The following is a 24,328-nucleotide window of genomic DNA, read 5'->3' on the forward strand; positions in this document are numbered from 1 at the left end:
GCTGCCCGTAAAGCAGAAGGCCCGCTTGCGCGGGCCTTCGCCGTTTTCCACCTTTCGGAGCGTTTACCAGTGCACGCCGCGCATCAGCGCCGCGAAGGCGATCTGCTCGTTCGAGGGCTTCTCGCCCTCGCGCATGCCCTTGATGCCCTTGGCCGCCGCCGAGTCGGGGAACAGCTCGTAGGCGGTGTTCATGACGATCTCGTAGGCCTTCGGCGCCACCGAGTTCAGCACCGAGGCGAAAATGCCAAGGCGTGTCGCGACGCGGCTGGAGCGGGTGATCACCGCATCGACGATGAGGTCGGCGGCCTCTTCTGGGGTCAAGGTCGGCACCGAGTCGTACATCTTGGTCGGCGCGATCATCGGCGTCTTCACCAGCGGCATGTTGATGGTGGTGAACGCGATGTTCTTGCCCGACAGCTCGCCCTGGGCGCAGCGGCTGAACGCGTCCAACGCCGCCTTCGAAGCCACGTAGGCCGAGAAGCGCGGCGAATTGGCGAGCACGCCGATCGACGAGATGTTGATGATGTGGCCGCCGCGGCGCTCGATCATCGCCGGCAGCACGCCCATGATCAGGCGCAGGCTGCCGAAGTAGTTCAGCTGCATCGTCCGCTCGAAGTCATGGAAGCGGTCGAAGCTGAGTTCGATCGAACGACGGATGGAGCGGCCGGCGTTGTTGATCAGGATGTCGACCGGGCCGATCTCCGCTTGCACCTTCTGGATCAGCTCGTCGCAGCTGGCGAGGTCGGTGAGGTCGGCGGTGTAGGCGAAGCACTTCCCGCCCTTGGCCTTGATCTCGTCGCGGGCCTTGAACAGTTCCTCCTCGCCGCGAGCCACGATGACGACCTTGCCGCCGGCATCGGCGATCTTGTGGGCGGCGGCGAGACCGATACCCGACGAACCGCCGGTGATGAGCACCACTTTGTTCTCGACCTTGCCGCGCAGCGAGCGATCGATGAACAGGTCCGGATCGAGGTGGCGCTCCCAGTAGTCCCACAGGCGCCAGGCGTAGGTGTCGAGCTTCGGCACCGTGATGCCGCTGCCCTTCAGCGCACGCTCCACTTCACGGGTGTCGAAGCGCGTCGGGTAGGTGATGTAGCCCAGCGCCTCGCGCGGGATCTTCAGGTCCTTCAGCACGGCCTTGGAGAAGCGCTGCACTGGCGGCAGGTTCTTGATGGCGCTGCGGATGTAGCCCGGCACCACGGCGAACATGCGCGCATCGATGCGCATGCTCATCTCCGGCGCGTGGGCCGCGCGGGCGAAGGTGTTCATCACCTCGCCGATGCGCTCCGGGTCCGGATCCACCAGGTGGAAGCACTTGCCGTCGAGGCCGCGCTTGTGGGCGATGTGGTCCATCGCGTCCACCACGAAATCGACCGGAACGAGGTTGATCTTGCCGCCCTCGATGCCGAGCGTCGGCATCCACTGCGGCAGGGTCTGCCGCATCTTCTTGATCAGCGAGAACAGGTAGTACGGGCCGTCGATCTTGTCGATCTCGCCGGTCTTGCTGTGGCCGATGACGACGCCGGGGCGGTAGATGCGGTACGGCACCGGGCAGGACGTGCGCACCAGGCCTTCGGAATCGTGCTTGGTGCGGAAGTACGGGTCGTTCAGGCCTTCGGCCTCGTCGAACATGTCCTCACGGAACACGCCGGGGTAGAGACCGGCCGCTGCGATCGAGCTGGTGTGGTGGAAGCACACGGCCTTGACCACGCCAGCGAACTCCATCGCGTGCTTGGTGCCTTCCACGTTCGCAATTCGCTGCGACTCGGCGTCGGCCGTGAGGTCGTAGATCGCCGCCAGATGGAAGACATGCTTCACCTTGCCGGTGAGCGACCTCAGCTGCGTGGCCGTGAGGCCGAGCTTCGCCTTGGCGAGATCACCGACAACCGGGAGCACCCGCTTGCGGTCCCAACCCATCTTCGCGGCGGTCTCTTCGAACTTCTTCTGCGAGCCCTTGCGGACGAGGACGTGGATCTGCCCCTTGCGCGCCAGCAGCTTACTGACCAGGAACCGACCGATGAAGCCGGTGCCGCCGGTCACGAAATACGTCATGTCACCCTCTCCCCGGAACGACCATGGACCAAGTCCCGCAGGCGTGCGGGATGCCCGGTTACGTTGCCAGAGGCGCACGCAAACGACAAACGGCGCGGGTGCGTTGACCGGCCCGGGGGGGCGTGCTATCTCAGCGTTCGCTGTCAGCCCCGGATCGCCGCAATGCCCGACCTCAAGACCCAGTTCGAACAGGCCAAGGACGCCGTGATGGCCCTGGCCGAGCGTCCCGACAACGACACGCTGCTGCGACTTTATGCGCTCTACAAGCAGGGCTCGGAGGGCGACGTCAACGGCGCGCGGCCCGGCTTCTTCGATTTCGTCGGCAACGCCAAGTACGAGGCCTGGGAGAAGCTCAAGGGCACCAAGCCGGACGAGGCGATGAAGAAGTACGTCGATCTCGTGAAGAAGCTGACGGCCTGACGGCCGGCCTGCGACCACCCCGATGGCTCCCCAGACCCGGCAACGGATCCTCGACTGCGCCTTGGCGATGTTCAACGCCCAGGGCGAGCCGAACGTGACCACGAACCATATCGCCGACGAGCTGGAGATCAGCCCGGGCAACCTCTACTACCACTTCCGCAACAAGGACGACATCATCGAGCAGCTCTTCGGGCGCTTCGAGGAGCGCATCGGTGAGGCGATGACGGTGCCGGAGGGCCGGCTGCCGGGGCTCGAGGACATCTGGTTGCAGATGCACCTCGTCTTCGAGTGCATCTGGGACAACCGCTTCCTGTACCGCGACCTGGTCGACATCCTGAGCCGCAACCGTCGGCTGCGGATGCGTTTCGCGCGCATCCTGAAGCGCGCGACGGACAACGCCAGCTCGGTGATCCGCGGCCTCTCGCAGGCCGGGGTCCTTCGCGCGTCGGCGGCGGAGATGGACGCACTGGCGACCAACATCCTGCTGGTCGCCACCTTCTGGCTGAACTACGGCGCTGCGCGCGGCGACCAGGACGAGGCGAAATCCATCCGCCAGGGCATCGTGCAGATGATGATGCTGATCTCGCCCTTCCTGCGCGATGCCGAGCGTGTCCACCTGAACACGCTCAGCCAGGCTTACCAGGACTGACGCCTCAGGCCCGGCGACGGGCCTTCACCGCCTTCTTCGCCACCGGACGCTTCACGGCGGCCTTGGCAGCGCGCTTGGCCGGGGCCTTGGCGACGATCTTCGGCAGGCCGACGCGGGTCAGCAGCGGGTTCAGGCGCTTGGCGGCTTCGGCCACGCCCTGGACGCGGGCCGCGCCGATCTGGGCGCCCAGCTTGTCGGCCTCGCGCTTCAGCGGGGCGATGCGCGAACGCGCGGACTTGGCGAGCTTCTTCACTTCGCTGCGGGCGGTGTCGACCGCGGCATCGGCGCCGGCGCGAAGGCGCTGCGGCACTTCCGCGGCGTCGGCCGCGAGGCGCTCGGCCTGGCGGCCGGCCAGCACGGCGGCGCCGAGGCTGGCGAGGAAGACCGTACGCGGGTTGACCGGCGCGGCGGCGGCGGCGCGCGGGCGCGCGGTGCTGCGGGTGCGGGTGCGGGAGGACGAACGTGCCATGGGACCACCGTTGGATTCGCGCCGGAATGGCGTCGGCGCGAGTCTTGGTTCGCGGCGCAGAGCTTTCACACTAGACGCGAGCGAAATATCGCCGCAGTCTGCGCGCTGGATCGAGGAGACCCGAACGATGGCGACGAAGAAGAAGTCCGGATGGGCCACCCTGCCCGCCAAGGCCCCTAAATTCGACTTCTCGGGCGATGCGCTCAAGAAGGCTTGGAAAGACCTGCATGCCGGCGACGCCGAGCCCTATCCGGACGCGAAGCGCGCCGCGGCACTGCTGAAGGCAGCGGGCAAGGCAGCGCCGAAAGGCCTCGACGCCGAGGGCATCGCCAACCAGATGCAGGACGGCTGGCGGGCGTTCCATGAAGGCCGTTTCGAAGCCGCCCACGAGGCCGGCCGCGCGCTTGGCGTGTTGGGCGCCTCGCTGGCGACGAAGGCGATGGGCATCCACGCCGCCTACCTCGTCGATGATGACGCCGAACGCCTGCAGCGCTTCGAGTTCGTCACCGCCATCGCCGAGCAGGCCGTCGATGCCCTGCCCGCGGAGTCCAACAGCCACTACCGCCGTGCATTCGGCTTGGGCCGCTACAGCCAGGGCATCAGCATCGTGAAGGCACTGAAGCAGGGGCTGGCCGGCAAGGTGCGCGAAAGCCTCGACAAGACCCTGGCCATCGAACCTGACCACGCCGAGGCGCGCTTGGCCCTCGCCGTGTACCACGCCGAGATCGTGTCGAAGGTGGGCGGGCTGATCGGCGGCATGACCTATGGCGCGAAGGCGTCGGAAGCCGAAAAACACCTCGCTGCCGCGCTCAAGCTGATGCCGAAGTCGCCGGTGGCGCACCTTGAGCAAGGCAATGTCGCCCTGCTGCTGAATGGTGCCAAGGGCGAGGATGCCGCCGCCGCCGCGTACGAGAAGGCTGCGGGACTGAAGCCGCGCGACGCGATGGAGTGGCTCGACGCGCGGCACGCGGCGAGCCAGATCGAGTAAGCCTCAGGGCGCGGGGCAGCTCAGCGTCTTCGCACGCTGGAACAGGTCCGGCGGCAGCTGGACCATATAGGCGTCAACGTCCTGGTCGCTGGTGCTGCCCCAGTTCGAAGTGAACAGGACGCGGGTGAAATCACGGTTGACGCTCGCGTGCGGCTCCGTCCAGTAGCCGTTGGCGCGGCTCTGGTGGTGCGCGAGTTGGATGATGGTCGGGCTGGCTCTGAGCTCAACGGCCATGATGCGTTCGTGCAGCCAACGCTCGGGACCGCTGTAGGCGTAAGTCGACAACAGCATCCAGCCCGGCACATTGAAGTTCTTCGCCGACACGTGATACGCCGTGCCACTGCCGTCGAGGTAGGTCCGGAACAGCGCCGTGCGCACGCCCGTATCGAGGTTGACCATGACGAGGTCGCCGGCATTGCTCTGGTAGTCGACGAAAACGAAGATGTCCTCGCCGGTCGGGCTCAACCCGAGGTCGGAATGCTCAGACGTTGCGTGCAACTGCCGTGAGCTGGTGAAGGTCCGATTCCAAGCCACCGTACCGCCCATGCCATTGAGACTGCTCACGACGCAGTGCCGGCCGCTGGCGGACATACTGATGTGGTCAGGGCGCGCCGTCATCGCACGCGTGCCGACGACCGTTTGCGTCTGCAGGTCGTAGGTGAACACGCCGAGGATGCCGAAATTCGCGTTCTCCGCATGGAAGCACCAGTAGCGAGCGTCCGCAGAGGGGCTACCTTCCGATCTCGTCCAGACGCGCGCCACACCGGCCCAAGGCAGCTTGCCGGTGAAATCGGCCGCCAGCGTCGTGACATTGGTATTGACGTCCAGCACCGACATCCGCATGCCGCCATTGGTCGGCAGGTAGTAGAGCCTGTTGGGGTCGGTGGGATGCCATTGCGGCTCAGCGTCGCCGGCCGGCCCACTCAACGCGCGGATGTGGGCCAGCGTGTTCGCGTCGTAGAGGTGCCACGAGCCGTTGAAGGCGTAGACGATGAAGCGCGAGTTGTCGGCATTGAAGGCCTGCCGGCGCGAATAGTCGTTGCGGGCGAAACCGGACGGCGGCTCCGCGGCATGGTCGGTCGCACGTACCACGCAGGTGCCGAAGAAAGGATCACGCTGCGCGACGCCCTTGGTCGGTCGCGGACTGGCCTTGAACGGCGCCATGACTTCGCCGACGACGGGCGAGTAGTTCGCGGTGTAGAAGTTCAGGCACGGACCGGTCGTCGGCCCCGGCGCTGACTGCGCGCCCGCCGCGAATGCGCCGAGCAGCGCGATGGCGGCGAGAAAGGGCCGAAAGAACGCTCGGGCGGAATCGGACATCAGCATCGTGCTCCGTTACGGGGGGATGGGCTCATGGTGCAGTGCCGCGACGCAGTTTGCCCCAGATGCCATTCGCCAGCCATCGCAGGTCGGGCTGGCGCAACCTCCACGCACAGGCGAGACCAGCGACACCGGCGACGAAGGCGATGGCCATCGCTTCTAGGGCATGGAAAAGGCGCGTCTCGGGAAGCGTCGGCCACACCAGCGGCAGGAGCAGGAGACCCACGGCTGCCATCGCCGCGGCCACCGCAGCCAGCTTCCCGAGCTCCGGCCACAGCCCTTTGGGCCAGCGCCAGCGCAGCACCCAGAGCGCCGCGAGAAGCGAGAGCAACGCGGACTGCAGCATGGACAACGAGGCCGCCCACGCGACGCCCACGGCGCCGGCGCTGTCTCCCCAGAGATGGCACAGCCCGAGGTGCGTGGCGACGCCGAGCAGGCCGATGCCGACCTGCAGCCACGGGCGCACGGCGGCGTGCAGCACGCGGTAGTTGAAGAACGCGGCGGAGCGGAAAATCAGGCCGAGCGCCAGCACCTCGGTGATGTCGGCTGTGAACTCGGTCTGCGCCGGGGTAAACGCGCCGCGCTCGAGCAGCAAGGCCACGAGCGGCTCGGAGAACAGCATCAGCAGGACGGCCGCCGGCAGGGTGAGGAACAGCAGGAAGCGCAAACCATCGGCGAAGGCCTGGGCGGCCTCGTCGACTTCGCCACGGGCGAAATGGCGACCGAAGGTCGGATAGAAGGTGGTGATGACGGCCTGCGCGAACACCTCGACCGGCAGGAACGCGAACATCGCTGCGTAGGCCATCGCCGAGATCGCGCCCTCCTCCCCGTGGGACAGGAAGTACTGGTTGATCAATCCCGTGAATACGGAGCCCACCGATCCGACGAACAGCGGCAGCAGGTGGGCCGCCGGTGCGCGGAAATCCGGATGCCGGAGATCGAGCTTGGGGCGGATGCTGCGGCGGAGATCATCACGGTTGCCCCAGAGGAGCACGCCGGCCTGAAGGACGAATCCGGCGAGCACGCCCATGGTGAGGGCCATCACCCCGAGATGGGTCGCGAGGAGCAGGGCCGAAGCGATGATCGTCACATTGGTCAGCACGCCCTCGAGTGCGGGCAGGACGAAACGCTCGCGGGCGTTGCTCAATGCCGAAAGCACGGACGACAGCGTCAGCAGCGGCACGCAGGGCAACAGCAGACGGCTGAGCGACACCGCCTCGCCGCGGGCCTCCGCCGGGAGTCCCGGCGCCAACGCACTTACCAGCGCCTCGGCGAAGACGAACATCGTCGCCGAGGCGATGATGCTGATGCCGACCACGACGGTGAAGAAGGTGTTCGCCCCAGCCCAGGCCTCCGGGCCCTCGCGACCCTCCAGGTTCGCCATGAAGCGCGGCACGAAGGCCACCGTCACCACGGTCGTGAGCAGCGACGGCAGCAGCAAAGGCAGCGAATACGCCACCCAGAAGGCATCGAGCGATGCGCTGGCGCCGAACAGCGCGGCGACCATCATCGTCTTGCCGATCGCCAGCAACTTGCTGGCGCCATTCAATGCCGATAGACCCAGCGCCTTGTGGTGGCCGGAGCGACTCACGCGCGCACCATGGGGGGAGCGCGACGCGGCGGGGGGGCGGTCTGCACGGGGGCGCTTGCGGCACGCAACTGCGACTGCCGCTCCACCAGTGCGGCCAACGCCCAGAAGATGCCCATGACCGTGCCCTCGCTGAAGGGGCTGCCGTAGATGTTGCCGAGCGCCATCGCCAGAACGGCGATACGGAATCCGTGCGCGAGGGTCAGCGCCTCGTGGTCGCGCGCCTCACGCACCAGCCGGCAGCCGAGCCGCCAAAGCGCGAACACAAGCAGGAGCAAGGCGAGCAAACCCTGCAGACCCGCCTCCGCCAACGTCAGCACGTAGTAGTTGTGTGCGTCCTTGCCGGGGTAGTTCGAATAGTCGCCGATCAATCCCTTGAACCGGTTCGCGCCAACGCCGATCGGACTCTCCGACCACATGACGACCGCGCCGCCCCAGATATCCCAGCGGCTGGCCGTGCTGTCATCGACGTCCTCCTGGCCGAACTCGTCGACCTGCTGCGTTTCCTGCACGCGTTCGAACGCACCGGAGGGCAGCATGGGCAAGGCGATGGCGAAGACGATGGCGCAGAAGGCCGCGACGAGGACGCTGCGGCGGACCGCCATCAGCGCCAGGGCGAGCAGCGCGATGAAGTAGCTCTGCCGCGAGTAGGTGAACAGGATGGCCGCGGCCAGCACCAGCAGGCCGCCCAGCGCGACCATGCGCCAGAACGGCTGGCCCTTCAGGAAGAACACCGGCGCCGCGAACAGCGGGATGAACATGGCATAGAACACGCCCGCCCGGTTCGCCGAGCGGTAGTCCGGGCCGAACGGCCCGGCGGCACGCTGGGTTTCCGCATAGCCGCCGATGCCGTAGTCGAGCCCTTCGCGCACGGCCTCGAGCCCGGCCACGGCCGCGATGATGAACACCAGCAGGATCAGCCGGCGCGCGGTCTGCAGGTCGCGCACCGCGTAGTAGAAGAGGAAGTAGTACAGCGGATAGAACAGCAGCGTCTTCAGGTAGGTGAGGTCCTCCATCGGCGACTGCGGGCGGGCGACCATGGCCACGAGGGTGGCGATGGCGGCCGCCGCGAAATAGATCCGCAGCGGGCCTCCGAGGGAGGGCTTCGCCAGCGGGGTTCCCCGGCCTTGGAGCACTAGGGCGGCCAGCGCGGCACCGAACACCAGGTTGATGACGTTGACGCCCGGGATGCCGAGGTCGATGTCGAAGTGGAACTGGTTGACCGTGTAGACCAGCAGGACGGCCAGCATCAGGCGCAGGATCATGTCAGTCGGAATCCACGAACCGCCGCGCCCAAAGCTCCAGCACCAGCACCTGCCACAGCGGCTCGGCGTGGTCGGCGCGGCCCGCGCGATGCTCGGCGAGCAGGCCATCGACGACGGCGGGCTGCACCCAACCGCGCTCGCGGAACGCGCGGCTGGCGAACACATCGCCCGCCATCGCGCCGAGCCGGGTGCGGAACCATTCCGGTAGGGGAATCGCGAAGCCCTGCTTCGGCTTGTCCAGCACGTCGGACGGCAGCCAGCGCCGCGCGACTTCGCGCAACACGTGCTTGCCTCGGCCACCGCGCACGCGCAGGTGGGCCGGAAGCCGCACCGCGAACTCGACGACCCGATGGTCGAGGAGCGGCGCCCGGCCCTCGATCGAGGCCGCCATCGTCATGCGATCGAGCTTCACGAGGATGTCGTCCAGCAGGTAGCTGCGGATGTCGGCGTCGACGATGCGGTCGATCATCGGCCGGGTGTCGCCAGCCGGGAACAGCGGATGCAGCGAGGCGTAGCCCTCCGCACCGGCGGGGCCCAGCAGCGCCAGCATCTGGTCCGGCCGCGAGAGCGCCACGCCGCTCAGGTAACTGTCGGGGAAGCGCTCGCCGAGGCGCTGACCGACCCGACGCAGGCGCTGGCCGAACAGGCCGGGCACCACGGCGCCGGCAGCGCGGAGCCCGAGCGCCGCGGCACCGCGCAGCGGACCGAGGCGTTCAAGAGCGAGGAACTTCAGGTAGCGCTCGTAGCCGGCGAAGGCTTCGTCGCCGCCGTCGCCCGAGAGCACCATCTTCACGTGCGGGCGCGCGAGTTCGGAGACGAGGAAGGTCGGCAGCGCCGAGGAATCCGCGAACGGCTCGTCGAGGTGCCAGACCAGCGTCTCGATCAGCTCGGTGGCTTCGGGTTCAACCACCAGTTCATGGTGATCGGTGCCGAGGAGGTCGGCCACGCGCTTCGCACCACTCAACTCGCTGTAGCGGGCTTCCTTGAAGCCGATCGAGAAGGTCTTGACCGGCTGCGTCATCCGCTGCGCCATCAAGGCGACGACGACGCTCGAATCCAATCCGCCACTGAGGAAGGCGCCGAACGGCACGTCGGCGACAAGTCGATCGTCGACCGCTGCCTGCAAGCGCTCGTGCAACTGCTCCACGGCCTCGGCTTCGCTGCCATTGAAGGTCGGCGAAAAATCGAGGGCCCAGTAGCGTTCCTCGCGCAGGCGGCCATCGCGCCAGACGGCGTAGTGGCCAGCGGGCAGTTTGCGGACATCGCGGAAGATGGAGTGCGGGCTCGGCACATAGCCGAAGGCGAAATAGCCCGGCAGCACGCCGGCATCCACCTCGCGGCGGAAGCCCGGAAGTGCCAGCAGCGACTTCAGTTCGCTGGCGAAGCCGATACCGTCGGGGCCATCCCACAGGAACAGCGGCTTCTTGCCCAGCCGGTCGCGGGCTAGCAACAGCTGGCTGCGGGCGCGGTCCCACAGCGCGAAGGCGAACATGCCCTCCAAACGCGCGACGGCGGCTTCGCCCCAGGCCTCGTAGGCGACGAGGATGACTTCCGAATCCGAATCGGTGCGGAACCGGTGGCCCAGCGCCTGCAGTTCGGCGCGCAAGCGGCGGAAGTTGTAGATCTCGCCGTTGAACACAAGCACGCGCTGGCCGTCGGCGCTGGTCATCGGCTGGTGGCCGCCACCGAGATCGATGATGGCGAGGCGACGCATGCCGAGCAGCACGGCGTCCTCGCGATGCACGCCGCCGTCGTCCGGTCCGCGATGCACGATCGCGGCGTTCATGGCTTCACCGATGCGCGCATCGGGTGCTGTGCGCCCCGGTGCCGCGGCGAATCCGACAATGCCGCACATCAGGCCGTCTCCCCGGTGTAGAGGGGCATCAGTTGGGCGATGACGGCCGGCACGGAGGCCTTGGCGAGTACATCCGCCCGCGCGGCGGCGCCCATGGAACGGCGCGCCTCGGGCGTGAGGTCCATCGCTTCGCCAAGCGCAGCGGCCAGTCCGTCCACGTCGTCGACGTCACACAGCCAGCCGTTGCGCTGCGGGATTACAAGATCCTCGCTGCCGCTGATGCGGGTGGCGATCACCGGCAGGCCGGCGGCCATGTACTCGAGCAGGGTGTTCGAGAGGCCCTCGAAACGCGAGGGCAGGATGCCGACGTCGGCGCTCGCGAGTTCGCGCTCCACCGCGTCGCTCGGTCCGGGGAGATCGACGCTGTCGACCACGCCGAGCGAGCTGGCCAGCGCACGCAGCGCGCCATCCTCCCCACCGCCGCCCACCAGTCGCAAGCGCCATCCGGCGCGGCGCGCCTGGGCCCAGGCGCGGAGGAGGCTGTCGAGGCCCTTCTCGGGCACCAGTCGGCCGACGAACACGATGGTCGGCGGGGTGTTGCCCGCATCGGGCCGGGTGATGCCTTCGAAGCGCGCGGTCTTGACGCCGTTGGGCAGCCAATGGATGCGCGCCGGATCGAAGCCCACCGCCTGCAGGTCGCGAGAGATGCGCGTGCTGATGGCCTGCACGGCCGTGGCCTGCCGCAGCATCCGCCGCGCCAAGGACGCGCCGGGGCCGCCATGCGGGCGGAGGCAGCCTTTCTCCTGTTCCCACCAGCCGGAGAACTTCACCACCACCGGCTTGCCAAGCAGGCGCCCCATCACGCTGGCCACGGCGCCCATGTTGTGGGCGATGTGTACGTGGATGGCGTCGTAGCGGTGGCGCCACGCGAAGAGCAGCCACGCCAAGCGGACCATCAACAGCAGGGAACCGATCCAGCGGAGGGGCGGATAGCCTACGCGCCAGACGTCGAGACCACCGTGGCGCGAGGCGCCGGACTTTTGCGAACCGTCGACGCGGGGGACGACGATCGTGACGGAATGGCCGAGGGCGACGAGCGCCTGCGACAGCGTTTCCACCTGGCGCTCGGCACCGCCCATGGCCGGGAACTGCCCTTCCAGCAGCATCAGGATCGACAGGCTCACGGCCGGTCGCCTTCGAGGTTATTGCGCACCCACAGCTCCAGCACGGCGAGGGACCACAGGTGGGCGGAGTAGTCCCAGCCTCCGGCCTGATGGCGGTTGAACAGGTCGGCGACGTATGCCGGCTCGAACCAGCCGCGCTGGCGGGTACGCTCGGAAAGCAGCAGGTCGCGGAGCCATTCGCGGAATTGCGGACGATCGCGCATCCACACGCTGATGGGCAACCCAAAGCCCTGTTTCGGCTTCTTGAGGATGGCATCGGGGAGGATGCCCACCGTGGCCTGCTTGAACAGACGGCGCTTCTCGGTGCCGCTGACCTTCCAGTGCGCCTTGAGCCGGCCGGTGTAGGCCACGAGATCGGCATCGAGGTAGGGGAAGCGCACGGTGACGCCGGCGTGCCGGGCCGCGCCGTCCACCTTGACGAGGTCGTTCTGCGCGATCGCCAGCTCGAGGTCGAGAGCCATCAAGCGATGCAGTTCGCTGCGGGCGTCGCAGCCCGCGTACATCCCGCGCAGCAGCTGCAGCGAAAGATCGGCCGTCACCGAAGAGCGGAAGGACGCCGTCAGCAGTTCGTCGAAGCACTCCGAAGCGAACGCGTCGTCCGTGTAGAACCGGTCCGGGTTTGGCAAGCTGCTGCGACGGGCGAAGTTGTCGATGCGGTTGAGGAAGCGGTTCGACCCGCCTCCGACGGTGCGCCCGATCACGCGGCCCAGCGCCTTCACCGCGCCCGGCAGCTCGAACCAGCGCTGCATGATCATGTCCTTCGCGTAACGCTCGTTGCCGCCGAAGATCTCGTCGCCGCCGTCGCCGGCCACGAGGATCGATCGCCCGTCTGCCGCTGCCATCGCTGCGCAGGCCAGCGTCGGAACCGCCGACGCGTTGCCGAAGGGCTGGTCGAACAACTCCGGAAGGTGCGGCAGGACCGCCAGCGTCTCGGCTTCGTCGATGCTGCCGAAATGCCCTTGCGCCCCACAGGCCGAGGCGGCGATGCGGGCGAACTCCAGTTCGTCGAAACCAGCCTCGGCGAAACCGATGGAGAAGCTGTGCACGGCCTCGCCGGGGACCTGCCGCGCGAGCACCGTGGTGATGCTCGAGCTGTCGGTGCCGCCGCTGAGGAAGGTGCCCCAGCGCGTTCCCGTGGCGGGCCGGCAACGCTGCACGGCCGCGACCAGCCGCTCGCGCAGGCCGGCGGCGAGCGTCGTCGCGTCACCGTCGAGATCCTCGGCATACGTCGGACGCCACCAGCGCTCCACGCGCCCCTGCCCTGCCCGCCAGCGCAGCAAACTGGCCGGCGGAAGCCGCTGCACGTCGGCGACGATGGTGAGCGGCGCCGGGATGCAGGCGAAATTGAGGAAATGGAACACCGCCGCCGGGTCGGCGCGGCGCGCCACCCACGGCGCGCGCAACAGCGGCTTCAGGTGCGAGGCCAGCAGCAGCTGGTCGCCCTTCGCCGTGTGGAACAGCGGCACGGTGCCGAAGTGATCGACCACGGCGCACCACTCACCGGACGCACGATCGTGGCGGACGAAGGCGAAGCGCCCGCGCCAGTCCATCCACGGCCGGAGATCAACGCCCTGCAGGGCGTCGTCGGCCCGGCCAACCAGCAAGTCGAAGACACCGACGACCGTGATGTCCCCGTCCTGCAATACCCGCACGCGGCCTTCGCCAAAACCGTGGACGGCCCCGGCGCCTTCGAGCGAAGCCATGCCGCAAGCCACGGCCTCCACGCCGGCGCCCTGCCCCACCAGCCAACGGGCGACCGTCGGACCCGGCGCGACGCGAACGTCGAGAACGCCGTTCAGCGCCTGGGTCGGCGCATCGGCCGTCGCCGCCAGCGACGACGCGCTCATGCCGCCACCTTCCCGCCGACGATGCAACGGTCGTAGATGCTCGCGGTGTGCTCCACCATGGCGCCCAAGGTGAAACGTGCCTCCGCCTGAGCGCGCGCCGCGGCGGCGAGGCGCCGCCGCTCCTCGGCGTCGCCCGCCAACGCCGCGATCGTCGCCGCGAGCGCCGCGACGTCATCGCTTGGCAGCAGCCTTCCCGTGACGCGATCGTCGATCAGTTCCGGGCTACCGCCCACGGCGGTGGCGATCACCGGCAGGCCACTGGCCATGGCTTCGAGCAGCACGTTGGAAAGGCCCTCTTCGCGGGACGGCAGCACCAGCAGGTCGGCGGCGTGCATCAGGCGACGGATGTCGCTACGTTCGCCGAGCAGGCGCACGACCTCGCCGAGCCCGTGCCGCGCGATCTCCGCCTCGACGCGGCCGCGCTCCGGGCCCTCGCCCGCCAGCCACACCCGAGGGCGTCGCGACGGTGCCATCCGGGCGACGGCGTCGATCAGCAGCGGAAGGTTTTTCTCCGGCACCAGACGACCGACGAAGAGCAGCAGCGTGTCGTCATGGGGCAGGCCGAGGTCGCGCCTGGCCGTGGCGCGGTCCGTCGCGTCGGGCAGCGGCGGGAGGTCGAGACCATTCGGAACGATGTCGATGCCCTGCAGGGGCACCGCGCAGCGGCGGGCCACCAACTCGGCGCCCGCCCGCGTGTTGGAGATCACCGCCGACGAGCCTTGCACGATCCAGCGCTTGGCGCGCCAGTGCCAGTCCGGGCCCGTCAGGCCAAGGCCGCGCACCGAACTGACGAGCCGCAGGCCCGGCACGAAGGGCAGCACCAGGCGCACCCAGAGCTCCGCCGTGATCGAGAACGCATGCACGACATCGAAGCGACCCGCGCGAAGGAAGCGCTGCAGGCGCAGGACGAAGGCCGGATCGATGGCGCCGCGCTTGTCGATGCGATGCACCGGCACGCCATCGCTCTCGAGGGCGTCGACGAGGTGGGAGCGCTCGCGGAAATACAGCAGCTCGGCATGGCGGCCACGGGCGTGCAAACCGCGCAGCAGGTGCACGATCTGACGCTGGCTACCGCCCACTTCCATTTCGTCGGTGACGACCAGCACCCGCTCAGCGCGCATGGACGAGCCCCTCCGGGGCGACGCAGCGGACGCCGATCTGCGCCAACAGCCGGTCGGCTTCGTGGCGGGCGTCGAACTCGGCGGCAACGAGCGCACGCGCGGCAAGGCCGAGGCGATGGCGCAGCGCCTCGTCACCGAGCAGGCGCTGCAGGGCGTCCGCCAGCGCGCGGGCGTCCCCCGGAGGCACGACGAGGCCGTTGCGCTCGTGGTGCACCAGCTCCGGGATGCCCGAGACTTGGGTGCTCACGACCGCCCCGGCGGTCGCCATGGCTTCCATCAGCGCCACCGGGATGCCGTCCTGGTTGCCTTCCGGCGTGGTGACGCTCGGCATCACAAACACGGTGGCGTCGTTGAGCGCCGCGCGCACGGCCTCCTGCGGCTTGGCGCCGACGAGCGCCACGCGGTCGGCGACGTCTTCTGCGGCGATCTGCGCCTCCAGCTCGCGACGCTGCGGGCCTTCGCCGATGACAGTGCAGCGGAAACGGACGCCGCGGCGCTTCAGCAGCCCCAGCGCCGGGATCAGCGTGTCGAAGCCCTTGATCGGGTCCAGCCGGCCGACCGTGACGAGATGGTCGTCGGCGCGGGCGTCGAGGTTCTCCGGGAGTTCGGCGAAATCGACACCGCAATGCACGACCTGTAGGCGCTCGCCGAGCTGTTCGGCGCCCCAGCGGGCAAGGAAGCGCACGTTGTAGCGGGAAATCGTCACGGCCAACGCGGCATCGGCAAGCTTCGGTGCGACCAGCTGGTCCTCGACGAAGATGTCGTGCGCGTGCGCAGTGAAGGAGAACGGCACGCCGGTCAGCTTCGAGAGGGCCCACGCCACGGTCGACGGGTACGTGGCCCAGTGCGCATGCAGCCACTGCGGGTCGAACCGGCGGATGGCCGGCAGCGCCGCGAGGCCACGCCAAACCGCGATGGCGCTCTTGCCGAGGGCGGCGGGCTGTTTCCACAGGCCCAGCAGCAATTGCGCGGCCACCACGAGCACGCCGATCGGGTGGCGAAGCACCTCGAGTAAAACGGTCGGCAGCTCGGCCAGCGGGTGGCGCGGGCCGATGACCCGGTCCATCAGGGCTCCGGCGCGCTTCTGCACCAGAGTCTCCGACGGTGGCTTCAGGGACAGGATGCGGACGTCGACGCCGCGCTCCACGAAGCGCTCGATCTCGCGGACGATGAAGGTCTCGGACCAGCAGGGAAACAGCGACACGAGATAGAGGACGCGGTCGGGCGTCGGCGTGGAGCGACTCACGGTCATGGGGGGCTCGGGGGGATGACGGACGGCGCCGCGGCCCAGAGATGGGCGTCGCGGCTGCGAAGAAAATCGATGAAGCCCAGCACGGCGTAGGCGTTCATTTCGAGGAAGGCGGAGGCGAGCTTCACCGGAAGAAGCGCCCGCAACGCCGGCCACCGGAAACCAGCCAGAGCGAGGGCGTAAGCGGCGCACTGCGCGGCGAACAGCGCCATCGCCAGGGTGCCCTGCCCCAGCAGCGCCGCGTTCGCGACGAAGGCACCGAGCAGGAACAGCGGAGCGACAAGGCGCAGCAGCTTGTGGTGGATGAAGCGCCACGCCAGCGGATGCCGGCCCGGGATCGTGATGGCGGGCCAACGCGCCAGAAGTTGCCAGTTGCCGGAAAGCGTACGGCGCTTGCGCCCGGATTCAACCGCGGCACTGGCGGAGGCCCGATCGAAGGCGACGGCCGTGGGCTCGAGGCCGATCCGCCCACCGTTTGCGGCGATGCGCATCGGCACCCAGACATCGTCGAGCACCAATCCCGGCGGCGGCACCGGCATATCCTGCCGGCGAACGGCATACAGCGCACCGCTCACGCCGACCACCGAGCCGGTGGCGGCTTCGGCTCGGCGGATCGCGGTTTCGTACTTCCAATAGGCATCGACCGCCTGCGCATAGCCGCCGGCATCCTCGAGACGGAGCTGCCCGCTGACCGCAGCGAGTTCGCCACTGGCCAAGGCATCGCAGAGCGCCTGCACGCTGCCCGGCGCCAACCGCTGGCGCACGTCGGTGAACAGCAGGACGTCGCCGCGGGCGCGGGCGATCGCATCGGCGAGGCAGGCGGTCTTGCCGCGACGCACCGCGGCATCGATGGCCACCAAGCGATCACCGGCCCGCTCGCGCAGGCGGGCACCGGTGCCATCGGTGGAGCCATCGGACACCACGACGAGGTCCAGCCGATCTGCCGGATAGTCATGGGCCAGCAGGCCGTCGATCTTGGCGTCGACGTGGGCCACGCCGTTATGCACGGCCATGCAGACGGTGACGTGCGGTTGCCATGAGCGCGGGGTCACCGGCCGCGGCCGCAGGCGTGCAAGAGCCAGCAACCAGGCCGGGTAGCCGACATAGGTCCAGCCCAGCACCGCGAGGCAGAGCCCCAGCGTCGTCCAAGCGGCGAGAATCACGCCGTCGCTCCCAGCGCCCGGCCGCGCCAACGCTCGTAACGCTCGTCGCCCAGCACCGCTTTCGCGGTGGCGAGAACCCGATGCCGCATCCGCAGACGACGCAACGCGGCCGGGCCACCCGTGGCCCAGGCCGAGACGGTGTCCACCGCATGCCCCGCGGTCACGGCAACGCGCGGCAGCGGGCGGGAGAGATCGCGCTCGGCGACCAGTCCCGGCGTCGAATCCAGCACCGCGCGGTACCCGAGGGAACGCGCCAGCGGCACCAGGCCCCGCGGCACGCGCCCGCCGGGCGGAGCCAGCAAGGTCACGGGTTGGCCGAGGCCCTGCTCGAGCTGATCCTTGGAGACGCGCAGCTCCTCGCGCAGCGCCGCCACGTCGAGGTGCGTGAAGTAGGCGTGCGTGTGTCCGTGCGACTGCAGGCTCATGCCGGCGGCCGCCATCTGACGCAGTTCGGCCCACCCCATGAATCCCGGTCGCCCGACCCTCGCCGGCGTGATGAAGAAATCGGCCTTCAGGCCGCGCTCGGCCAGCAGCGGCAGGGCCTCGAGCGCATTGCTGGCGTCGCCGTCGTCGAAGGTCAGCCAGACTGGTCGCGGCGAGGTGGTGTCATCGAGCAGGTCGCGCGCCGCTCCCAGCGTGCAGCCTGCGGCACGCAGGGCATCCAGCATCGCGGCGAAGCGCGCGGCATCGACCGTGTAATGCGCGTCCGCCGCATAGCCGACGGCCCGCGAATGCGGGCCATCGACACCATGGAACATCAGGGCGAGCGCCGGAGGCATCAACGCACCAGGTTGAAGGTGACCAGCGCGCGGTTGTCGTCGAACACCTGCTGCGCCTCGGTACTGCTGCGTTCGCCATGGCTCAGCTCGAAGCTCAGCCCGGTGCGGCGGGAGGTCCGCCAGTTCGCGACGAGGGCGATGCGCGAATCGCGGTCGCGGCGCTCGATCGCGCCGAAGCGCCGCCATTCCACGCCGGCTTGTGCGCCGAGCGAGAATGTCGCCCGCACCTGGCGGTTGGCCGAGACCACGAAGCCACGAATAGTCTGGTCGAGACCCGTGGCGCGCAGGTACTCCTGGCGACGCCAGCGGCCATCGATTCGGAAATAGGTGGCCTCCGAGCGGTGCGACAGGCCGAGGCGGCCGCCGGTCTGTTCGAACAGGTCCGACGAGAGCGTGGTGTCGCGGATGGCCGTCCGGCCGATCGGCAGCGCGTAGTCGTCCGCGCGGGGCGCGCCATCGAGCAGGTCCTCGACGCTGTCGCCGAATCCGCGCTGCAGGTCGATTTCAAGCCGCGTGATATCGGTCAGCGCATGGGCGACGCGTAGGCGGGCCATCGGCAGCGATTCTTCTCGGGAGAACCCGGCAAACGTGTCGTCGAAACGGACCTGGCTGTAGCCGATGTCGGCATTCCAATCGCCACGGGCACCCAGGCGCGAATAGCGCAGGAAGGCGTTGTCACGACGGTAGTCCGGCGCGGCGCCCGCGCGGTCGAACTCGGCATCGATGCTCTCGAACTCCGCGGACAGCGCCGACACCGGACTGCGCTGGTAGAGCAGCCGCGCGGCGGCGGCGGCACGCTGGCCGTCGAACTCCGGGGTGCGCTCCGCGCCGGTGTCCATGAAGCGCAGTTCGCCGAGAAGCCGCACGTTTGTCGAGGGCCGCAAGGCCAGCGTTGGGCCCGTCACCAGCACCTGGGTGCGCTGGCGGTTGTCCGGGGCATCGACGCCAAAGGGGTTCACCGGCTGGTCGGTGACCACCGCCTGAAGCGCCCACGAAAGCCGCTCCGGCGCCAGCACCCAGCGGCCGTCCAAGCCAATCTGCTGGAGGAACTCGTCGTCGAAACGTTCCTGCTGGTAACGGCGGTAGGTCGCGCTGCCTGCGGCTTCGAACTCGCCGCGCGCCCCCTGCATCAAGTAGGCGAAAGCCAGCGTCGGTGCAATCGCGGTGTCCGACACGGCGACCGGACGCCGGGCCATGTTGTCGCTGTGCTCGACACTGAGACCGAGGCGCCAGTTGAGCCCGTCCGGAGCCGCCTGAGCTTGGGCACCCGCCGCGGCGACGAGACCCACCACGCCCAGCGTGTTGCGAAGGAGCGCGCTCATGTCAGGGCACCTTGTTGAAGACGACGCCGGCGAGGCGGCTGGGATCGAAGACGGCGCTGGCATCGCTAACGGCAGACGCGGTGTCGCGGCCGTAACCGGCGACCAGCACGGCAAGATCGGCGAAATCGGAGGCGATTCGCGCGTCGGGCGCGCTGCTGACGGCCGCGGCGTCGAGCACCACGGTCACGCGCTCGCCCGAGCCGCGCAGGTCGTCGATCGCCTGGCGCATCCGCGCCGAGGCCAGCAATTCGCCCGAGGCTTCGCGACGATCGCCGGCCGGCACCAGCAGCAAGCGCGGCAGGGCCGTCGGGTAGACCACATCGCGCAGGTCCTCCACGCGCCCTTCCAGCAGGTCGACGAGACCGCCACGTTCGGGCACGACGCCGAGCCGCTCGTGGAGGACCGGCGCACGCAGGTTGCCGTCGATCAGGATCGCGACGCGGCTTTCGTCGAGGGCGATGGCCGCCGCGAGGTTGGTGGCGACGAAGCTGCCGCCACTGCCGCGCCGGACCGGGGCCACGAGGATCACAAGGCCGTCGGCCCGGGAGCGCGAGAGCAGCTGGGTGCGCAGGTCACGGAAGGCATCGGCGTGCCGCGGATCGCCCATGTCATGGCCGACCAGCCGACGCGCCTGGCGCTGCGCGAGGTTGAACGGGGCCGGCACGGCCTTGTCGGCCATCAGCGCCGGCAGCGTGCCACGTTCGGTAGTGAGCGCGTTCACAGGGCGAAGCTCCCTTTCTGGATGGCCACCGCGAGGTAGATGGCGAGGCAGACGACCACCGCGCCACCGCCCATCGCCCAGCGCAGGGTTTCGCGGCGGCGATCGGCCACCGTGCGGAATTCGGGAATGCTCACCAGCACCGGCAGCGGCTGCTGGTTGGCGAGCGCGGCGGCGCTGCGTGGACGCGGGTCGTAGAACAGGTACAGGCCCAGCAGGCCCAGAGGCGCCAGCACGCCCAGCAGGAGGCCGGCCAGTGCGAAATGCATGAGGCGGAGGCCGCTCGGCTGCAGCGGCAACGCCGCCGGCTCCTGCACGCGGAACGTGAGGCCACGCTTCTCGGCATCGAGGTTCATCGAAACGCGGGCGTTCTCGCGCCGGCGAAGCAGGTCCTGGTAGATGTCGCGATTGACCTCGTAATCGCGGGTCAGTTCGGCGAGATCGGCTTCGGAATCCGCCACCCGACGCCCGCGCTCCAGCTCCTGCCTCAACAGGGCCTCGTTCTCGGTGATGCGCGCGGCGAGGCCCGCCGCATCGCTGCGCGCGCGGGCGAGGTCTGAGCGAAGCTCCTGGTACAGCGGGTTGCGCATGGCCGCGGCCTCGTCGCGCTCGCCATTGCGCTCGCTGGCGCGGGCCTCGACGATCGCGTCCTGCAGGTCGTCGATCTGGTGGCGGAGACGGACCACATCGGGGTACTCGTCGGTGTATTCGAGGCGAAGGCGGTCGAGCTGCCCCTGCAATTCGGCGAGACGGATCTGCATCTCGCCGGAGCGGGTGCGGGCGCCGCTCACTTCCGCTTCGCCGCTGAGCTGGCCCTGCACCGAGGCTTCACGCATGCGCAGCTCGGACAGGGCCGTGCGCGCCTGCTCGATGCTGGTACGCAGCCCGGCGATGCGCGTGCGCACATCCGTGTCGCTGCCCGGGCCGGCATCCTGGTTGCCGGCGCGGAACTCCTTCAGCCGGTCTTCGGCATCGGTGAGCTTCGCGTGGTACTCGCGGACCTGGGAGTCGATGAACTCGTAGGCTTCGCGGCTTTCGCGCTCCTTCGCGGCCAGGCTCTCCTCCATGAAGAGTTCGGCGAAGCGCTGCGCGACCTTGAAGGCGCGCTCGGGCTCCTTGTCGGTGTAGCTGATCTCGATCAGGTTCGCTCCGGGGCTGGACACCCGCGTGCGCTGCTTGATCTGCTCGGCCGCCCGCTCCCGGGCGATCGGGTCCTCGAGCTCCTCGGTCCAGCCGCCAGCGGCGAGGATCTCGCCCATCACCTTGCGGCTGAAGATCACCTCGCGAGCGATCCGGGCACGGTCGGCCACGCCCGTGGGCACCGCGCGGCCCTCCATGAGGGGCGTGATGATGTTGGCCTCGCCGGCCAGGATCGTCGTACCGGAGACGTACTTCTTCGGCACCAGCAGCCCCACCATCAGGGCGAGCAACGCCACGGTAGCGAAGCCGAGGCTCAGGCCGAACACGCGGCGGCGCAGCTCCGCCAGCAGCACCGGCAGGAGCTGCAGCCATTCCGGCTGACGGGTGGGTCCTTCCAGGAGCATCGGTTGGTTCACAGCGCGCGCTCCGGCACGGTGATGACGTCGCCAGGGCGGACGTCGAGGTTGGATTCCAGCTTGCCGCCGTCGAGGATGTCGCCAAGGCGGATCTCACGCGTTTCCACGGCACCTTCGGCGTCGCGACGGTGCAGGCGCGAGCGGTTGGCGGCCGCGAAGTCGGTGACTCCGCCAGCCTGCAGCACCGCATCGAGCACGGTCATGCCCTGCCGATAGGGCACCGACACCGGCTGGCGGACCGCACCGGTCACGCGGACGCGCGAAATGAACTCATGGCTGCGGAGGTCGACGAGGATCACTGCGACCTTGGGATCGCGCACGTAGGTGGCCAGTTGCTTCTCGATGTCCGCGGCCACTTCCTGCGGAGCCCGTCCACCGGCCATCACGTCGCCGACCAAGGGGACGGAGATCCGTCCATCGGGGCGCACCGGCACGGTCACGCTCAGCTCGGGGTTGCGCCACACCGAGACCTGCAGGCGGTCATCGACACCGATCCGATACAGCTCGGAAAACTCGCCGGAGGCGACTTCGGCCGGCGGAGGTGGCGAGGCCGCGGCGGCGTCCTGGTCTTCGGTCTGCGCCCATGCCATCGACGCCATCAGTAGGACGGCGAGCGCGAATAGGGTTCTGGCGGCTTGGATCAACATGGGATGCCCTGCTCCTTGGGCGTCCGGGGGGGCAACAGGACTGCTTCCGGGCGCACTGTCGTGTGTGGGGGTGGAGTGATGATACGCTGCTTCTGGATGATTCTGAGAATCAGGTCACACTTTTTAACCTGACGCGCCGTGTCCGATCCCTTCAGTCCGCTCGATGACCTGACCCGCCTGGGTCTGCCTCCCGGCGCCCCGCTTGACGCCCTCAAGCCGGCTTGGCGCCGGGCGGTGTCGGCCCTTCACCCGGACCGCAACGGCCCCGAGGCGGACCGGGAGCTGGCCGAGGTGAACGCGGCCTTCCAGCGCCTCCAGGCCTTCGAGCGGCGATACGGCCGCCTGCCCGGGCACCGAGATGCCCCACTGCGCCCCAACCCATCCCCACGGCGCGGCTCGCCGCGCTGGATGGTCGGCAGCCTGGCGATCGCCGCCGCCGCCCTCATCCTCTGGCCGCAGGCCCAGCCCGTCGACGACCCGACCCGTCTCGGCGACGAGGGCGCCATGGACGCCTGGGTGCCGCCCCCCGCCGTCGCTTCGTCCCCCGCCGGCATCGGCCTCCCGACGGATCGCCTGCGGGTCGGCCTCGATCCGGAGGCCGTGGAGCGCCTCGCCGGCCCACCCCTGTTCCGCTCCGCCGAACGCTGGGAATACGGCCCGTCCGAGGTCCGCTTCACCGACGGAAAAGTGTCCGGCTGGTACAGCTCGGCGCTCCGTCCGCTGCCGGTCGGAGACACCCCGAGCTTCCCGGCACACGACCACCACTGAGCGGCTTCGCGCTCAGCGCGCCCCCTTGCCGAACAGAACGACCTCGACCGTCTGCAGCAGCACCAGCAGATCGAACATCAGGCTCTGGTTCTTGACGTAGTACAGGTCGTACTTGAGCTTCTCCTCGGCGTCCTTGACCGAAGCCCCGTAGGCGTAGCGCAGCTGCGCCCACCCCGTGATGCCGGGCTTCACCGCGTGGCGCAGGCCGTAGTAGGGAATCTCGCGCTCGAGCTGCTCGACGAAGGTCGGGCGCTCCGGGCGCGGCCCGACGAAACTCATCTCGCCGCGGAGCACGTTCAGGACCTGCGGCAATTCGTCGATGCGCAGCTTGCGGATGACCCGGCCGACGCGCGTCACGCGGTCGTCGTTCGAGGTCGCCCAACGGGCCACGCCGTCGCGCTCGGCATCGGTGCGCATGCTGCGGAACTTGATGACGCGGAAGGTCTCGCCGCCCTCGCCAACCCGCTCCTGCAGGTAGAAGATCGGGCCGCTCAAGCCGCTCTCGAGCTTGATCAGCACGGCGGTCAGCAGCATCAGCGGCATCGCGAGGAGCAGCAGCAGCGACGAGGAGGCGATGTCGAACACGCGCTTGCTGGCGGAACGCACGACGCTGCGGTCGAAGCCGGAATCGAACACGATCCAGGACGGGCTCAGCGCGTTGATGTGGGCCCGGCCGGTCTGGTTCTCGAGGAAGGTGTGCAGGTCGTTGACGTGGACGCCGCGCAGGCGGCAGGCCATCAGCTCGTCCAGCGGCAGGCTACCGCGGCGGCAGTCCGGGGCCACCACGATCTCGTCGACGCCCAGCAGGTCGACCATGGCAGGCAGCCCCTCGCTGGGGCTCAGACGCAACTCCGCCGGCACCCGCTCGGCATCGCCCTGCACCGCGACGTAGCCCACGATGCCGAACGTCCGGCGATCGCTGTCGCGCCGCAGGCGGGAGTGGATCAGGTCCGCCTTTTCGCCCACGCCGAGGACCAGCACCTGGCGGCGGAGGAGCTCACCCTGCCCCACGCGCAGGGCGAAGGCCCGCGCCACCATCACGCCAGCGAAACCGAACCCGAGGGCCAACACCATGACACCGCGCCCGATATCGTCGACCGGCGTGAGGTACTGCAGCGCCATCAGGGTCAGGCCGCCGGCGAAGAAGGCCACCAGCGCGCGGACGACGTGGCCGCTCCATCCGTCGCGGCTGTGGGTGGCGTACAGGCCCATCGAGGTCATCGCCAGCATGAGCACGCCGGCGAACACGAGGCCACGCAGCACCATGCTGCCGCCAAAGGCCTGGTCGATCAGGTTGAAGTCGCCGAAGAAGCGGACCAGGACGGCCGCCTCGAAGGCCAGGAAGAGGGCGACGAACTCGGCGGAGGCGAGGAAAAGAATCCAGCGGCGAGCGGGATGAAGGGCGTCCGAGATGGAGCGCATGTGAAT

Annotated in this window: 21 protein-coding genes; 4 read left to right on the forward strand and 17 right to left on the reverse strand. The window is 69.0% G+C overall.

Annotated elements, in window-relative coordinates; genetic code table 11:
• Positions 1 to 63: 63 nt before the first annotated feature.
• Positions 64 to 2,052 carry an SDR family oxidoreductase gene (locus ACIQ6S_RS11095; protein ID WP_397608422.1) on the reverse strand — a complete coding sequence of 663 codons (1,989 nt, stop codon included), beginning with the start codon at positions 2,050 to 2,052 and terminating at the stop codon, positions 64 to 66.
• 162 nt (positions 2,053 to 2,214) lie between these two features.
• Between ACIQ6S_RS11095 and ACIQ6S_RS11100 the strand changes: the two genes are divergently transcribed.
• The gene (locus tag ACIQ6S_RS11100; protein WP_298339449.1) at positions 2,215 to 2,472 is read left to right on the forward strand and encodes an acyl-CoA-binding protein; all 258 of its coding nucleotides are present in this window, start codon (positions 2,215 to 2,217) and stop codon (positions 2,470 to 2,472) included.
• Positions 2,473 to 2,494: 22 nt separating this feature from the next.
• A complete protein-coding gene (locus ACIQ6S_RS11105) occupies positions 2,495 to 3,121 on the forward strand; it encodes a TetR/AcrR family transcriptional regulator (RefSeq protein WP_298339446.1) in 627 nt (208 codons plus the stop codon).
• Between the two features lie 4 nt (positions 3,122 to 3,125).
• On the opposite strand, the gene ACIQ6S_RS11110 is transcribed toward ACIQ6S_RS11105, so the two are convergent.
• On the reverse strand, positions 3,126 to 3,590 hold the full coding sequence (locus tag ACIQ6S_RS11110; RefSeq protein ID WP_397608423.1) for a hypothetical protein: 465 nt from the start codon (positions 3,588 to 3,590) through the stop codon (positions 3,126 to 3,128).
• A gap of 127 nt (positions 3,591 to 3,717) precedes the next feature.
• On the opposite strand from ACIQ6S_RS11110, the gene ACIQ6S_RS11115 reads away from it, so the two are divergent.
• Entirely contained in the window at positions 3,718 to 4,578 is an 861-nt protein-coding gene (locus ACIQ6S_RS11115; RefSeq protein ID WP_397608424.1) for a hypothetical protein, read from the forward strand.
• A 3-nt stretch (positions 4,579 to 4,581) separates the two neighbouring features.
• Here ACIQ6S_RS11115 and ACIQ6S_RS11120 read toward each other — a convergent pair whose 3' ends face one another.
• From ACIQ6S_RS11120 to ACIQ6S_RS11185, 14 genes are read right to left on the reverse strand one after another with little or no spacing between them, the layout of a single operon-like run.
• Entirely contained in the window at positions 4,582 to 5,898 is a 1,317-nt protein-coding gene (locus ACIQ6S_RS11120) for a hypothetical protein (protein ID WP_397608425.1), read from the reverse strand.
• Between the two features lie 31 nt (positions 5,899 to 5,929).
• Positions 5,930 to 7,489 carry a lipid II flippase MurJ gene (locus tag ACIQ6S_RS11125; protein ID WP_397572418.1) on the reverse strand — a complete coding sequence of 520 codons (1,560 nt, stop codon included), beginning with the start codon at positions 7,487 to 7,489 and terminating at the stop codon, positions 5,930 to 5,932.
• The gene (locus ACIQ6S_RS11130) at positions 7,486 to 8,751 is read right to left on the reverse strand and encodes an O-antigen ligase family protein (RefSeq protein ID WP_397608426.1); all 1,266 of its coding nucleotides are present in this window, start codon (positions 8,749 to 8,751) and stop codon (positions 7,486 to 7,488) included. The genes ACIQ6S_RS11125 and ACIQ6S_RS11130 overlap by 4 nt, the downstream gene beginning before the upstream one ends.
• Before the next feature lies 1 nt (position 8,752).
• Positions 8,753 to 10,606, reverse strand: a complete 1,854-nt coding sequence (gene asnB / locus ACIQ6S_RS11135; protein ID WP_397608427.1) for an asparagine synthase (glutamine-hydrolyzing) — start codon at positions 10,604 to 10,606, stop codon at positions 8,753 to 8,755.
• The gene (locus ACIQ6S_RS11140; RefSeq protein ID WP_397608428.1) at positions 10,606 to 11,730 is read right to left on the reverse strand and encodes a glycosyltransferase family 4 protein; all 1,125 of its coding nucleotides are present in this window, start codon (positions 11,728 to 11,730) and stop codon (positions 10,606 to 10,608) included. Before ACIQ6S_RS11140 ends, asnB begins: the two co-directional genes overlap by 1 nt.
• Positions 11,727 to 13,577 (reverse strand): asparagine synthetase B family protein, encoded by a 1,851-nt coding sequence (locus ACIQ6S_RS11145; protein WP_397608429.1) that lies wholly within the window; start codon positions 13,575 to 13,577, stop codon positions 11,727 to 11,729. Before ACIQ6S_RS11145 ends, ACIQ6S_RS11140 begins: the two co-directional genes overlap by 4 nt.
• Entirely contained in the window at positions 13,574 to 14,698 is a 1,125-nt protein-coding gene (locus tag ACIQ6S_RS11150) for a glycosyltransferase (protein WP_397608430.1), read from the reverse strand. The genes ACIQ6S_RS11145 and ACIQ6S_RS11150 overlap by 4 nt, the downstream gene beginning before the upstream one ends.
• Positions 14,688 to 15,950, reverse strand: a complete 1,263-nt coding sequence (locus ACIQ6S_RS11155; RefSeq protein WP_397608431.1) for a glycosyltransferase — start codon at positions 15,948 to 15,950, stop codon at positions 14,688 to 14,690. Before ACIQ6S_RS11155 ends, ACIQ6S_RS11150 begins: the two co-directional genes overlap by 11 nt.
• Positions 15,947 to 17,110, reverse strand: a complete 1,164-nt coding sequence (locus ACIQ6S_RS11160; protein WP_397608432.1) for a glycosyltransferase family 2 protein — start codon at positions 17,108 to 17,110, stop codon at positions 15,947 to 15,949. Before ACIQ6S_RS11160 ends, ACIQ6S_RS11155 begins: the two co-directional genes overlap by 4 nt.
• Positions 17,107 to 17,889 (reverse strand): polysaccharide deacetylase family protein, encoded by a 783-nt coding sequence (locus ACIQ6S_RS11165; protein WP_397608433.1) that lies wholly within the window; start codon positions 17,887 to 17,889, stop codon positions 17,107 to 17,109. Before ACIQ6S_RS11165 ends, ACIQ6S_RS11160 begins: the two co-directional genes overlap by 4 nt.
• Positions 17,889 to 19,211: a hypothetical protein gene (locus ACIQ6S_RS11170; RefSeq protein WP_397608434.1), complete on the reverse strand. Its 1,323-nt coding sequence runs from the start codon at positions 19,209 to 19,211 to the stop codon at positions 17,889 to 17,891. Before ACIQ6S_RS11170 ends, ACIQ6S_RS11165 begins: the two co-directional genes overlap by 1 nt.
• 1 nt (position 19,212) lies before the next feature.
• Positions 19,213 to 19,932, reverse strand: coding sequence for a CpsD/CapB family tyrosine-protein kinase (locus tag ACIQ6S_RS11175; protein ID WP_397608435.1), 720 nt, complete (start codon positions 19,930 to 19,932; stop codon positions 19,213 to 19,215).
• On the reverse strand, positions 19,929 to 21,473 hold the full coding sequence (locus ACIQ6S_RS11180) for an XrtA system polysaccharide chain length determinant (RefSeq protein ID WP_397608436.1): 1,545 nt from the start codon (positions 21,471 to 21,473) through the stop codon (positions 19,929 to 19,931). The genes ACIQ6S_RS11175 and ACIQ6S_RS11180 overlap by 4 nt, the downstream gene beginning before the upstream one ends.
• An 8-nt stretch (positions 21,474 to 21,481) precedes the next feature.
• A complete protein-coding gene (locus tag ACIQ6S_RS11185; protein WP_397608437.1) occupies positions 21,482 to 22,132 on the reverse strand; it encodes an XrtA/PEP-CTERM system exopolysaccharide export protein in 651 nt (216 codons plus the stop codon).
• A 138-nt stretch (positions 22,133 to 22,270) separates the two neighbouring features.
• On the opposite strand from ACIQ6S_RS11185, the gene ACIQ6S_RS11190 reads away from it, so the two are divergent.
• Positions 22,271 to 22,900, forward strand: coding sequence for a DnaJ family molecular chaperone (locus tag ACIQ6S_RS11190; protein ID WP_397608438.1), 630 nt, complete (start codon positions 22,271 to 22,273; stop codon positions 22,898 to 22,900).
• Between the two features lie 12 nt (positions 22,901 to 22,912).
• On the opposite strand, the gene ACIQ6S_RS11195 is transcribed toward ACIQ6S_RS11190, so the two are convergent.
• On the reverse strand, positions 22,913 to 24,322 hold the full coding sequence (locus tag ACIQ6S_RS11195; protein WP_397608439.1) for a TIGR03013 family XrtA/PEP-CTERM system glycosyltransferase: 1,410 nt from the start codon (positions 24,320 to 24,322) through the stop codon (positions 22,913 to 22,915).
• Positions 24,323 to 24,328 lie beyond the last annotated feature (6 nt).

The organism is Silanimonas sp. (genome assembly GCF_044377035.1).
In the GTDB taxonomy this organism is placed as follows: domain Bacteria; phylum Pseudomonadota; class Gammaproteobacteria; order Xanthomonadales; family Xanthomonadaceae; genus Silanimonas.